This window comes from Marinimicrobium sp. C2-29 (assembly GCF_038419845.1).
Taxonomy (GTDB): Bacteria; Pseudomonadota; Gammaproteobacteria; order Pseudomonadales; family Cellvibrionaceae; genus Marinimicrobium.
In genome coordinates this window covers 24,557-38,570 of record NZ_JBCAQT010000008.1, presented here as the reverse complement: position 1 = coordinate 38,570, position 14,014 = coordinate 24,557, and the positions used below count along the sequence as shown (strand labels likewise).

The following is a 14,014-nucleotide window of genomic DNA, read 5'->3' as shown; positions in this document are numbered from 1 at the left end:
TGTCGCGTTTGAGGATAGCAGGATCCCCTGAGTGGCGCCACGGGCCGCTTCACTCCTTTCCTTCCCCCTGTGCCCGGACCGATTCGCGGCGGGGGCAAAATCATGTAAGATTCCCGGACTGACCGCACTTGACGGAGATACAGATCATGCAGGTAATATTCTGGCGGCCCGAGGGCCTCAAAAAGTATCTGACGGTGACGGGACTGATGCTCGTCTTGTTCGCGGCCGGGTGCAGCACCCCGACCGCCGATAAAAAAGCGGAGGCAGAGGTGACGCCCTGGCCCGAACCGGAATCCGAGCCGGCTCAGGCCTTTATTGCGCAGTGCCGGGCCGATCTGGAAACGGCCGAGGAGCAGCTCGATCGGCTTGAAGCCGGAGAGTTTGCGGGCGATACCCAGGCGCTGTTGCACGCCATCAATGAGCTGGATGTGGTGTCCGACCGGGCGGTCAGCCGGGCGGGCCTGTATTTCAATGTGCACCCGGATCCCGAAGTCCGGGAGGTAGCCAATACCTGCAAAGAGCGGGCGGTGGAGCTGTTCAGCGACATTGGCCTGTCCCGCCCGCTGTTCAAGCAGGTGTCCGATATCGACACTGAAGCGTTGAGTCGCCTGGATCGACGTTATGTGACCGAGATGCTCGAAGGGTTTGAGCGCTCCGGCGTCGACCGGGATGAGGCGACCCGCGAGCGGGTCAGAGAGCTGAATGAAATCATCAACAAATTGGGGCAACGGTTCAACCGCAACATTCGCGAGGATGTGCGCCAGGTGACGGTCTCTTCGGCCGATGCTCTGGACGGTCTGCCCCAGGACTACATTGATTCCCACTCTCCCAATGAGGAGGGCGAGATTGTCATCACCACCAACTACCCCGACTACCTGCCGGTCATGCAGTACGCCCATGACGATGATCTGCGCCTGAGGCTGTACAAGGTATTTCGTCAGCGCGGTTACCCGGAGAACGAAACGGTGCTCAAAGAGCTCCTCGAAGCCCGCCATGAGCTGGCCCGGCTGCTCGGTTACGACAACTACGCCGAGTACGTGACCGAAAACAAAATGATCGAGACCCCGCAGAACGCGCAAAATTTTATCGATGACATTTCCACCGTGGCCTCACCCCGGGCCCAGGCCGAATACGACGTTTTGCTGGAAAGACTGCGCAAGATAGACCCGGACGCGGACGTTGTGGGGGACTGGCAGAAGACCTATCTGGAGGAGCTGGTCAAGAAAGAGCAGTACGAAGTGGATGCCCAGGAGGTGAGACAGTACTTCCGCTACAGCGAGGTGCGCGACGGAATCTTCGAACTGACCGAGACGCTGTTCGATGTCCAGATCAGACCCTGGGACGTCGATCCCTGGCACGAGGACGTGGAAGCCTACGAAATCTGGGATGGCGACGAGCGACTCGGGCAGTTCTATCTGGATATGCACCCGCGCGAGGGCAAATACAAACACGCGGCCGCCTTCAGTCTGCAGGATGGCCTCAAAGGCGGTCAGCCCCCGATCAAGGCGTTGGTGTGCAACTTCCCGGGCGCCGAAGGGCCGGGGTATATGGAGCACTCCCAGGTGGAGACCTTCCTGCACGAGTTCGGACATCTGTTGCACGGTATCTTTGCCGGCGACCAGCCCTGGCTGGCCCTGTCGGGCATCAAAACCGAGTGGGACTTCGTCGAAGCGCCGTCACAGATGTTGGAGGAGTGGGTCTGGGATGCCGACACCCTGAAAACCTTTGCCCGCAACAGCGAGGGCGAGCTGATTCCCGACGAACTGGTGGAGAAGATGAACCTAGGCCGCGACTTTGGGCGTGGTCTGTTCACCAGGCACCAGATGTTCTACGCCTCCATTTCGCTCAATCTCTATAATCAGGAGCCTTCGGCTATCGAGTTTGAACCCCTGTTGCGTGAACTGCAGGGCCAGTACTCGCCTTTCCCCTACGTTGATGACACCTATTTCCACACCAGCTTTGGTCACCTCTACGGTTACTCGGCCATCTACTACACTTACATGTGGTCCAAGGTCATCGCCTCGGACATGTTCAGTGAATTCAAGCGCGAAGGCCTGCGCAATACCGAAGTGGCGCGTCGTTATCGCGAAGAGGTATTGGCGCCCGGTGGCTCGGAGGATGCGGCCGTGCTGGTGGAGAATTTCCTCGGCCGGCCCTACAGCTTTGACGCTTTTGCCGAAGAACTCTCACCCGATGTCGTGGAGGAGGTTGAGGAATGATAATAACCAGCTCGCGCGGTCTGCTGACCGCGCTCGTGTTGAGTCTGGCATTGATCGGTTGTTCCAATGGCGATAACGATGGAGAAACCCCGGTCGAGCGCGGCAATCGCGAGCAGATTCTGCATATGGGCAATGGCGATGAGCCCTCGGATGTGGATCCGCATACCACCACCGGTATTCCCGAGTACTTTATCCAGAAGGCGCTGTTTGAAGGCCTGGTCAGCAAACATCCGGAAACCCTGGAAGTGGTGCCCGGCGTGGCCGAGCGTTGGGACGTGTCGGAAGACAATCGGGTGTTCACCTTTCACCTGCGCGAAGATGCCCGCTGGTCCAACGGCGATCCGGTCACGGCGGAAGACTTTGTCTGGTCCTGGGAGCGGGCCCTGATGCCGGCGTTGGGTAATCAGTATGCCTACTCGCTGTTTGTGGTGGAAAATGCCGAGGCTTATCATCGCGGAGAAATCGAAGACTTCTCCGAAGTGGGCGTCAAGGCGCTGGACGAACGGACGCTGGAAGTCACCCTGGCAAATCCCACGTCCTACTTTCTGCAGTTACTGGATCATCACAGCATGTTTCCGGTCCACCGGGACACGGTGCTGGCCCACGGCGACATGGATGAACGTGGTACCCGCTGGACCCGCCCCGAAAACTTTGTGGGCAATGGTGCGTTTACCATCGAGGAATGGTCGCCGGGCCGGGTCTTTGTCGTCGCAAAAACCGACCAGTATTGGGACGCCGATCAGGTGGAGTTGCAGGAAATCCATTTCCACCCAATCCAGCAGGTCACCACCGAGGAGCGCATGTTCCGCTCGGGGCAGCTGCACGTCACGAACACCATGCCAACCTCAAAAATTTCGGTTTACCGCGAGGCGGACCACCCGGCACTTCGGCTCAACCCCTATCTCGGCACCTATTTTTATCTGATCAACACCGAGCGCGAGCCCTACGACGATGTCCGGGTGCGCCAGGCTCTGGCGTACAGCATTGATCGGGAGTCCATTGTCGAGAATATCACTCAGGCGGGAGAGCGGCCCGCCTACGCGCTGACCCCGCCGGGTACCCTGGGTTATACCCCCGAAGCGCAGGTGCCCTATGATCCTGAACTCGCCCGGGAGCTGTTGGCGGAGGCCGGTTACCCCGGTGGCGAGGGCATGCCCAAAGTGGAAATCCTGTACAACACCATGGAGGACCACAAGAAAATCGCTTTGGCCATTCAGCAGATGTGGCGTCGGGAGCTGAATGTGGATGTCACTCTGCGTAACCAGGAATGGAAGGTGTACCTGAACAGCAAACGCATCAGTGACTTTGATCTGGCTCGACTCGGCTGGATCGGTGACTATGTTGACCCCAGCACCTTTCTCGATCTGTTCATCACCGATGGAGGCAACAACAATACCGGCTGGGGCAATGAACAGTACGATGAGCTGCTGCGGAAAGCCGCCCGTTCTGCAAGCCGGGAGGAGCGCTATGATTACTTTCAGCAGGCGGAAAGCATTCTGATGGAAGAGGTTCCGCTGATCCCTCTGTACAACTACACCACCAAGCGGCTGGTGAGCCCATCGGTCAAAGGTTGGTACGACAACATCATGGACTACCACCCCTATAAGTATCTTTCCCTCGAGCCGGACACTGAAATGCCCGAGCCGCCGACGGAGTAGGGGAGCGTCATGCTGAGGTTTATTCTCGGACGATTGGGCCAGGCGATACCGGTGATGTTGGTGGTGGTGACCATCACCTTTTTCATGGTGCGCCTGGCGCCGGGGGGCCCCTTCGATACCGAACGCGCTGTGCCGCCGGAAGTGATGGAAGCGCTCAATGAACGCTACAACCTGGATCAGTCCATGGGCGCTCAGTACCTGAACTACCTGGGGAACCTGCTTCAGGGAGACCTGGGCCCCTCGTTCAAATTCCCCAATCGAACCGTCAATGAGATGATTGCCAGTGGCGCCCCCACGACCTTCGAACTGGGGCTCTACGCCATTGTGTTTGCGCTGGTCATCGGCCTGCTGGCCGGTGTGGTGGCCTCTTTGCGGGCCAACACCCTGCAGGACTATGTGCCCATGTCGTTGGCGATGGTGGGTATCTGTCTGCCGTCCTTTGTGCTCGGGCCCATGTTGGTACTGGTATTCGGCATCTGGTTGGAGTGGCTGCCGGTGTCCGGCTGGGGCAGCTCGGCCGGGGACAAGATTCTGCCCTCCATTACCCTGGGCTCCACCTACGCCGCCTATATCGCACGCATCAGTCGTGGCGGTATGCTCGAGGTGCTGTCACAGGATTACATCCGTACCGCGCGTGCCAAGGGGTTGTCCACTTTTCGCATTGTGACGGTGCACGCGCTGCGCGGTGGCATCACTCCGGTGGTGTCGTTTATGGGGCCGGCCATCGCCGGTCTTCTGGCGGGCTCCTTTGTGGTGGAAACCATTTTCCAGATTCCGGGGCTGGGCCGCTTTTTCATCCAGGCGGCGTTCAACCGGGATTACACCATGGTGCTCGGTATGACCATTTTCTTCGCAGGGCTGATTATCCTGCTGAACCTGATTGCGGATACGGTATTGGTATGGCTCAACCCGAAACTGCGCCCGAACGCTCGCCCGAGTTGAGCGGGCAGGCCCTGGAATCGGGCAGCTCGCTCTGGCACGACGCCTTTGTGCGCCTGCGCCGGAATCGCCTGGCGATGATGAGTCTGGTGTTTCTGGTCGCTCTGGTGCTGGTCGCCCTGGCCACCCCCTGGCTGGCGCCCTACAGCTACGAGGAGCAGGACCTGGCGCTGGGCGCCAGCGCGCCCTCGGCCGAGCACTGGCTGGGTACCGACACCCTGGGCCGGGATCTGCTCACCCGCATCATGTACGGCACCCGGGTGTCGCTCATGGTCGGCTTTATCGCCACCGCCGTGGCGCTGGGCATCGGGGTGCTCTGGGGCACCACAGCGGGCTTTCTGGGCGGGCGCGTCGACATGGTCATGATGCGCTTGGTGGATGTGCTCTACGCCTTGCCGTTTGCGATTTTTGTGGTCCTGTTGACGGTGATTTTCGGCAGCAGCCTCTTATTGTTATTTCTCGCCATCGGTGCGGTGGAGTGGTTGACCATGGCGCGCATCGTGCGCGGTCAGGTGCTGGGGCTGCGCCGGCAGGAGTTTATCGAGGCGGCCATTTCGCTGGGCCTGTCACGTTGGAGCATTATCACCCGCCACCTGATTCCCAATGCCCTGGGGCCGATCATTGTCTATACCACCCTGACCATTCCCAGCGTGATTCTGCTCGAATCCTTTCTGAGCTTTCTCGGGCTGGGCGTGCAGGCGCCCCAGAGCTCCTGGGGCTCGCTGATATCCGACGGCGTCGACACCATGGAGGAGTATCCCTGGTTGTTGATTTTTCCCGGGCTGACCCTGGCCGTGGCCCTGTTCGCCCTGAATTTTCTGGGCGACGGCCTGCGCGATGCCCTCGACCCACGCGTTTCCAAAGACTGAAGCTATGGCACTCTTGTCGGTAGAACATCTGTCCGTCCACTTTCACACCCGCGAGGGCGTGGTGCGAGCGGTGGACGGTGTGAGCTTTTCGGTGGAGCCCGGCGAGGTGCTGGGCATCGTGGGCGAATCCGGCTCGGGCAAGTCGGTGGCCTGCTACAGCCTGCTGGGCCTGATTCCCATGCCGCCGGGCCGTATCGAAAGCGGCCGGGCGGAATTCGATGGCATCGATCTGCTCAGCCTGAGCGAAAAGCAGCTGCGCCGCATTCGCGGCCGCCGGATCAGCATGGTGTTTCAGGATCCGATGACCAGTCTGAATCCCTATATGCGCATCGGCGACCAGTTGGTGGAGTCCCTGCGCCAGCACCACCGGGTGGATAAAAAAGCCGCGCGGGAGCGGGCCATTCTGTCTCTGGAGGAGGTCGGCATCCGCGAGGCGCGCCAGCGGATCGACAACTACCCGCACGAGTTCTCCGGCGGCATGCGCCAACGGGTGATGGTCGCCATGGCGCTGATTACCGAGCCGGAGCTGTTGATCGCGGACGAGCCGACGACGGCGCTGGACGTCACGGTGCAGGCGCAGATACTCGATCTGATCAAAGAGATACAGCGCCGTCGAAACCTGACGGTGGTCTTCATCAGTCACGACCTGGGAGTGGTGGCCGGGCTGGCCGATCATATTCTGGTAATGAAGTCCGGACAGGTGGTCGAGGCCGGGCCGCCCAAGCAGATTTTCCGCGCGCCCCAACACCCCTATACCCGGCAATTGATCGAGGCGATTCCCACCAGTGCCAAGTCGGCCGTGGGCACGCTGGAAGATACGCCCCTTCTGGATGTGCGTGAACTGTACACGGCCTTCCCGGTGTACCGGGGGATGTTTTTCCCCCGTGAGGTCAGCCGCGTCGAGGCGGTCAAATCGGTCAGCCTGTCGGTTCGGAAGGGCGAGATTCTGGGGCTGGTCGGGGAGTCCGGCTCGGGCAAGTCGACCCTGGGGCGCAGCATCATGCGGCTGGTGGACAGCCAGTCCGGGGAAGTCTGGCTGGATGGCAAGAGCCTGAGCGCCCTGCGCAAGGGCGAGTTGAAACGTGCGCGGCGCGATTTTCAGATGATTTTTCAGGATCCCTACGCCTCGCTCAATCCGCGCATGACCGTGTTCGATACCCTGGCCGAGCCGCTGCTGCTGCACGGCCTGGCGGAGCGGGGCAACCTGCGCGAAGAGATCAATCAGTTGATGGACGACGTGGGCCTGGATCGCCGCTCGGTGCGCAAATACCCCCACGAGTTTTCCGGGGGGCAGCGTCAGCGGGTGGCTATTGCCCGGGCCCTGGCGGTCCGGCCCCGACTGATCGTGGCCGACGAGCCGGTCTCGGCGCTGGATGTCACCATCCAGGCGCAGATACTGGACCTGTTGCTGGCGCTCACCCAACGCCACGGTCTCACCATGTTGTTCATCTCCCACGATCTGGCCGTGGTGCGCTACCTCTGCGACCGGGTGGCCGTGATGAGGCAGGGAGAACTGGTGGAACAGGGCGAGACCGAGGCCGTCTTCTCACACCCGCAACACCCCTATACCCGCGACCTGCTGGACGCCATTCCCTCGGTCGATTTTGGCACTGAATCAGCCCAGTAATCGCGCCACGCGTTGGCGCAGCTCTGGCACCACCTCCCCCTCAAACCACGGGTTACGCCGCAGCCAGAGATTGTTGCGTGGGCTGGGGTGGGGCATGGGCAGCTTCTCCGGCCAGTAGTCCCGCCAGTTTGCGACCCGCTGGGTCAGGGTTTCCCGGCTTTTACCCAGATGGTAGGCGTGGGCGTACTGGCCGATGACCAGCGTCAGCTCCAGGTTGGGCAGTTGTGCCAGCAGGTGGTGGTGCCAGGTCTGGGCGCATTCGGGCCGCGGCGGCAGGTCACCGGAGCGCCCCTTGCCGGGATAGCAGAATCCCATGGGAATGATGGCGATCTGTTCCGCGTCATAGAAGGTTTCCCGATCCACACCCATCCAGTCCCGCAGCCGATCGCCGCTCGGGTCGTTGAAGGGCAACCCGGTTTCGTGCACCCGCCGGCCGGGGGCCTGGGCGGCCACCAGAATCCGCGCTTTCGGATGAAACTGCAGCACCGGTCTGGGCCCGAGCGGCAACATCGGGGCGCAGAGTCGGCACTGACGCACGTCGTTGAGGAGCTTCTCCCAATTTTGTGCCGGGGGTCGAGTCATACCGCCTCTTCCTGCTTCGTTTTACCGCACGATACCGAAGGCCTTCGGCCTTTGGAAGCACAGGAATGTTATCCCCGAAAAACCTTCGAGTGGACTTTGATGCCTTAGTGTTGAATTCAAAGCCACTGACCTCCCGAGATGTGTCCGGTTTCATAGTATTGGGTCCCTAAAGTCGCGATCCTGTGACGACTCAAAACCAGTCCCAATGTAATCGGTCTTCAGCCAATTGTTTCGTCCGTTTTTGTTATTTGCATTTGGACTATAAGTGATCAGATGTTAGGAAGAATCTGTCTAACAGGTCGGACCGCCCATGGCGTTCGGACTGGAGACTGAAGTCTGTTACGTCGAGTGATGGTGGCATAAGTGGTTTTCACGCGCACCATCATCGATGTTTCACCAACGAGCGGCAACCGCTCAATCACAATAAGAGGGATAAACTATGCGGTATCAAAATGTGTTATTCGGTTCATTAACCCTGATGTTATCGGTCAGTGCGATGGGGCACGGTGTGATGTCGGACCCGGCCTCGCGCAACTGGACCTGCGGGGCCATCACCAAGCCCGACACCGCCGAGGCCGGCAGTGCCTGTGCGGAAGCCTTTGAGGGCGATTTTGAAGGTGGCTATCAGTTCATGAGTGTGTTGACTCATGACCTGGGTCGCAAAGGCGTATCGCCCCTGCCCGACAATGTCTGTGGGTTCGACAGCGAAACCTGGGACGGTGGCGCCACCCCCTGGGACAAGCCGATCGATTGGCCCACCGTGCCCATGAGTGCGGGTGAGCAGACCTTTACCTGGGATATATCCTGGGGCCCGCACTTTGATGACACCGAGGAGTTTGTGTATTACATCACCAAACCCGGTTTCGAGTATCAAGTGGGTGAGCCACTGACCTGGGACGACTTTGAAAGTGAGCCTTTCTGTGACCTCACCGGTTACGACGACAGCAACCCCGGCGCAACGCCCAACATCACCCCGGAAAAGGGTGAGTCACTGTTCCATACTCAGTGTAACGTGCCCGAGCGTTCCGGTCGTCATGTGATCTATGGGGAGTGGGGCCGTAACTACTTTACCTATGAGCGTTTCCACGGCTGTATCGATGTGGAGTTTGGTGGTGACGGTGGCGGCAGCCCCGCGCCGGCTCCGGATGTCGTGGCCAGCATCGATGCGACGCCAGGCAATAGCGTGTTCGCCGGTGAAGGCGAAATCAGCTTCAGTGGCGCTGACTCTCAGGGCGAAAACCTGAGTTATGAGTGGAGCCTCGAGACGGCTGACAGCTCGCTCTACAGCCTGAGCAACACCAGTGGCGAAACCACGGTGCTGAGCCTGGCCGACACCGATAGCGAGAACGCTCTGACCGTCCGTCTCCAGGTGAGCGATGGCTCCTCCACCAGCGCGACCTCCATGGACATCACTCACGTACCCTCTACCGGCACCAGCTGGGAGAACCTCGGTTCTCTGACCGGTGAGTCCCAGACTCTGAACGAGGGCGATGAAGTCCAGTTGCGCCTGGTGGGCAATGACGGTTCCGACAGCTACCTGCCCGCTAACGCTCTGGTGATCGATGGAAGCACCACGGGTGCCAGCAGCTGGACCTACGCCCTGGCCCAGGCCGTGAACGCTGAAAATACCGATGTACGGGTGGGTGTCCTTAACGATGACGGCGATGTCGAGCCGGTCGAGAGTGCAACTGACAACAATGTTTACGCTCAGGTGCCCTCTGCTTACGCCAGTGCATTCCTGGAAGTCGATTCTCAAGGGTCTGGCGACGATGGCAGCACCGGTGATGACAGCACCGGTCGCCAGTGTGACTGGTACGGTACGCTCTACCCCGTGTGTGAAAACGACGACGGCTGGGGCTACGAGAATGGCCAGAGCTGCATCGGCGAAACCACCTGCAGCAACCAGCCCGCCCCACACGGCATCGTCGACGGTGATGATAGTGCCAACGATGATGACGATGGTGCCAACGACGGCGATGACGGTTCCAATGGTGATGGTTCGGCATCGGCCAGCTGCGAGCATGTGATCAGCAATGAGTGGGGCGATGGCTTCACCGGTAGCATCGTGATCACCAACAACAGCGACAGTGCCGTCGACGGCTGGACTGTGGAGTGGGACTACTCCGGCAGCACCGAGGTGACCAACAGCTGGAATGCCGAAGTGTCCGGTTCCGGCCCCTACACCGCCAGCGACATGGGCTGGAATGGGTCGATTCAGCCGGGCGAGTCGGTTGAGTTCGGTTTCCAGGCATCCGGTGCCGCCGAAACGCCACAAGTGACCGGTTCAGTCTGCGAGTAACATCGTTTGCTTGAGCCATAAAAAAACCGGGGGCTTTTGGCCCCCGGTTTTTTATGAGAGTGACAGAAAAATCAGGTGTTCGTGTGAACACGCCGCCGGATAGCACCCAGCGACAACAACACCATCAACAGTGCGACAGGAATACTGCCGCCGCCTGATCCGCCGTTGCCTTCTTCTTCGTTCTCATCGTCCCCGTCGTTTCCGCCGTTGTCATTTCCTTGATCTTCATCGGGCTCATCTGACGGCTCCTGTGTCACCTGGAATACCGCCGTGGTGCGAGCCGGCACAGTGAAGGTACCAGTGTCAGCGTCAAAGCCCGCGTCGCTCAGGCGCTCGTCCGACGAGTCCTGCTGTACCGGATGCAGTTCAAAGGCGGCCCCTTCCCAGTCTTCGCGGCTCAGGGTCTGAGCGTCCACATGAGCGTTGAACAGGACCATGACCGTTTCTCGCTCCGGATCCAGATCGTCCTCGTTGTCTTTGATCTGCATCGCGATCAGGGCGGCTTTCTGCTCGGCTCCCGTATTATGGAAGCTGATCTGTGCCTGGATCTGCTCGGCGGTTTCCAGCCGGAACAACTTTGAGCTGTGGCGGATGCTCAGCATTTCCTTGGTGTGCGCCAGCGACTGGAGGATCTGCTCTTCACCCACGGCCAGTGTGCTGTCGGCCAGGCGCGGTTGCATTACATCCCAGTTGGCTTCATTGGAATGCGCTGGCGGCAGACCCCGTCCCCAACCGTTGTCCTGATAGCTGTAGTCCAGGAGGTTGAACCAGTCCCCGGAGTCATAGCTGTCCCGGTCCATCGACTTGGATCGCATCAGCTCCTGCCCCGCCTGCATGAAGGGCACACCCTGGGCCAGCAACACGAGACTGCCGCCCATGTTGTGCACACGCACCCGGTCTTCAAGACTGCGGTCGAGTGGAATCTTGTACTGGTTGATATCGAACAGGGTTTCGTTGTCGTGCTTTTCGATGTAGTTGATGCTCTCCTGTGGATTCAGGGTATAGCCCACGGCCGCGCCGTAGTCGCCGGTCGCCGGGTTGCCCTGCCAGTCGGTGAACTCGTAGTCGCGCAGACTGCCGATCAAGCCGATGCGAATGCGGTCGGTCGTGCGCAGCAGTTGCTCCAGCTCGCCGGTGCTGCCGGAGTTTTCGGCATTGGGGTCGTAATACAGGCCGTTGATGAAGCTCTGATTGGCGACGTGCCCCAGTCCGGTATCGAAGGGGCTGCCACCGCGAACCGCATCGCGGAACCGGTCGTTGAAGGTGCCGATGCCGGTGCCGGCCATATTGATCTGGGTAGCCTGCTCAAAGCGCGCATCGTCCGCCACTTCGCCGAAATTCCAGCCTTCGCCGTACAGATAGATGTCTTCGCCGTTGACGCCGTGTTCGGCTTCGTTGAGCGTGGCGAGCCGGTCTTTGATGGTCTGCATGTTGGCTTTGCTGTGATGGCCCATCAGATCAAAGCGAAAGCTGTCTACCTTGTACAGCTCGGCCCAGACCATCAGCGAGTCCACCATGAATTTTTCCATCATTTTGTGTTCGCTGGCGGTATTCTCACAGCAGGTGCTGCGCTCAATGTCACCATTGGCGTTCAGACGGTGGTAGTAGCCGGGGACCACTTTGTCCAGAACGGCCTTTGGTCCCAGCCCTGACTGACTCGTGTGGTTATAGACCACGTCCATGACCACTCGCAGTCCGGCTTCGTTCAGTGCCTTGACCATCTCCCGGAACTCGAGAATGCGGGTCGTGCCATTGGGGTCGGTCGCGTAGCTGCCCTCGGGGGTATTGAAATGATGGGGGTCGTAGCACCAGTTGAAGGCATCGTTGGCGCGAATCTCACTGATGGCGGCCTGTTGTTCGGTGCTGTCCGGGTCGTAGACTGACAGATCCTGGTCCAGCGTCTGCCGGTCGTCGGGATTTTCGGGAATGGTCGCGCAGTCGTTCACCGGCAGCAGGTGCAGGTGGCTGACGCCGACGGATTGCAGGTCACGCAGATGCTGCATGCCCAGGCTGTCGGCCACGGTAAAAGCCTTGAACTTGCCCCGGTACTCTTCCGGCACTTCCGGATCGCTGACACTGAAGTCGCGCACGTGCGTTTCGTACACCACCATGTCCTGGGCGCCGGTAAAGTCCGGCTTGCTCAGCTCGTCCCAGCCTTCGGGCTTGAGGTCCTCGTCGTGCAGGTTGACCAGCTGGCTGCGAGCACCGTCGGTGCTGGCACTGAGGGTGTGGGGGTCGGTGGCCCGGGTGGTCTCGATGGCCTGGGTGTAGGGGCTGTAGACGTCGAGCTCAAACTGATAATACTGACGGTCCCAGTCGGCCGATCCGGTAATGCTCCAGACACCGGTGCTGGCGTCCTTCTCCATGGGCAGGGTGGTTGCCTCGGTCGTCGGATTGCCGTCTTCGTAGAGCAGAAGGCTGACCGACTGGGCGGTCGGTGCCCAGAGCTTCAGGGTGGGGACGCCCTCGTTGTAGACCGGGCCCAGGTCGCCCTCGTAGGCGAACAGATCGTCCAGCACGCCGGGAATCTGCAGGCCGGTGGCGTCGATCAGGCTGCCGTCGTCATTACTGGCCGAGATGGCGGTCTGCTGGGTGACGATGGTGGGAACCTGCTCAAGGTCGCCGGCGGGAATGGTAAACACCGGAAACTGGGCGAGGTGGGGGAATTTTTCTTTGAGCGCGTCGCTCATGCCGTCGGGATCATGGGTCAGCGGGAGGCTGTCGCCGCCAGTGACACCGTCAGGACTGCTGGTCAGGCCCGCGCTGGTATCAAAGTGCAATCGCACGTCCGCGTCGGTGGGAACCGCCCATGCCAGTGTCTCCCGGTCGAGCCAGTAGGCCTTGGCCTGGGTCAGATCACCGGAGGACACCACATCGCCCACCACCACGCTGTTGTCCAGGCTGTTATAGGTGAAGGTCACGGCTTCGCCGTCTTCTCCGACCGTGAAGGGCACATTGCCGCCATTGTCGCCGTAGCTTTCGTCCCAGCTTTCATTGAGCGCGACCTTGGCTTCGTAGTCGCCGGCTGGAATGTCGGTGGTGGTAAAGGTGTAGATGCCGTCGCCATTGGTGTCCTGCAGCCAGCCGCGCAGGCAATCGGGTGCCCAGTCGCCGGGGCAGCCCAGGTGCGTCTGGAAGTTGCCCACGGCGGCGGCAATCACGCTATTGACGCTATCGGTCATCCAGTGGGTGCGATGGCTGTAATAAAAATTGACGGCGGTTTCATCTGCGAGTGACAGGGGAATATTGCCGCCATCCTGCTCGGCGCCCATGCCATAGTTTTCATCCCAGCTGCCGTTCAGGGCAGCCTTGTATTCCCAATCGCCGGCGGCAATCGTGAAAGTGCCGCGCCAGACGCCGTCGTCCCCCGCCTCTAGCTGGGTGTCGGTGCAGGGCGGCGCCCAGTCGCCGCTACAGCCCAGTTCGGATTGCAGGTCGCCGGCCAGGGTGACGCTGTCGGGGTCGGTGGTGTGATCGGCGAGTGCGGTGGAGGTGGCGCTGCTGGCGCCCATTACCAGGGCGGTACTGGCAAGCCAGCGGCTCCAGGTGGTAGCCGGATTTCGGTGCATGATCATTGTTATTACTCCATGCCAATTTGTGAGAGTTATCTTTATTGGTGAACTGTCAGGTAAAAAAAAGGCGCAGAAGACTGCGCCGAAGTTTCCCAACACAAAGCAATGAGAGAGATAAAGCAATATAAAAAAGAGCGGTCTGTTGGTCTGACAGACCGGGTCTGGTGTGCGCCAGACCACAGGATCATCCTAGGCTGGTAGGGGGTTGCGCTCAATAGACTGCATACGTATGCATCAGTCGGGGACCGA

At 60.2% G+C, this 14,014-nt stretch carries 8 protein-coding genes; 6 read left to right on the top strand and 2 right to left on the bottom strand.

The features are described from left to right. Window positions 1–146: 146 nt before the first annotated feature. From AAE484_RS09265 to AAE484_RS09245, 5 genes are read left to right on the top strand one after another with little or no spacing between them, the layout of a single operon-like run. Complete coding sequence (locus AAE484_RS09265) at window positions 147–2,219, top strand: M3 family metallopeptidase (RefSeq protein WP_341938097.1); 2,073 nt, start codon at window positions 147–149, stop codon at window positions 2,217–2,219. Further along, entirely contained in the window at window positions 2,216–3,877 is a 1,662-nt protein-coding gene (locus tag AAE484_RS09260) for a peptide ABC transporter substrate-binding protein (protein WP_341938096.1), read from the top strand. Before AAE484_RS09265 ends, AAE484_RS09260 begins: the two co-directional genes overlap by 4 nt. Before the next feature lie 9 nt (window positions 3,878–3,886). Further along, window positions 3,887–4,819: an ABC transporter permease gene (locus AAE484_RS09255; protein ID WP_341938095.1), complete on the top strand. Its 933-nt coding sequence runs from the start codon at window positions 3,887–3,889 to the stop codon at window positions 4,817–4,819. After that, window positions 4,777–5,685 carry an ABC transporter permease gene (locus tag AAE484_RS09250; protein ID WP_341938094.1) on the top strand — a complete coding sequence of 303 codons (909 nt, stop codon included), beginning with the start codon at window positions 4,777–4,779 and terminating at the stop codon, window positions 5,683–5,685. The genes AAE484_RS09255 and AAE484_RS09250 overlap by 43 nt, the downstream gene beginning before the upstream one ends. Before the next feature lie 4 nt (window positions 5,686–5,689). Further along, complete coding sequence (locus tag AAE484_RS09245; protein WP_341938093.1) at window positions 5,690–7,312, top strand: ABC transporter ATP-binding protein; 1,623 nt, start codon at window positions 5,690–5,692, stop codon at window positions 7,310–7,312. On the opposite strand, the gene AAE484_RS09240 is transcribed toward AAE484_RS09245, so the two are convergent. Continuing rightward, window positions 7,301–7,894: a uracil-DNA glycosylase family protein gene (locus tag AAE484_RS09240; RefSeq protein WP_341938092.1), complete on the bottom strand. Its 594-nt coding sequence runs from the start codon at window positions 7,892–7,894 to the stop codon at window positions 7,301–7,303. The two genes, AAE484_RS09245 and AAE484_RS09240, sit on opposite strands and share 12 nt — an antisense overlap. 439 nt (window positions 7,895–8,333) lie before the next feature. On the opposite strand from AAE484_RS09240, the gene AAE484_RS09235 reads away from it, so the two are divergent. Beyond that, a complete protein-coding gene (locus tag AAE484_RS09235; protein WP_341938091.1) occupies window positions 8,334–10,193 on the top strand; it encodes a lytic polysaccharide monooxygenase in 1,860 nt (619 codons plus the stop codon). A gap of 71 nt (window positions 10,194–10,264) precedes the next feature. Here the strand turns inward: AAE484_RS09235 and pulA are convergent, their stop codons facing one another. Next, window positions 10,265–13,768 (bottom strand): pullulanase-type alpha-1,6-glucosidase, encoded by a 3,504-nt coding sequence (gene pulA, locus AAE484_RS09230; RefSeq protein WP_341938090.1) that lies wholly within the window; start codon window positions 13,766–13,768, stop codon window positions 10,265–10,267. Between the last annotated feature and the right edge of the window lie 246 nt (window positions 13,769–14,014).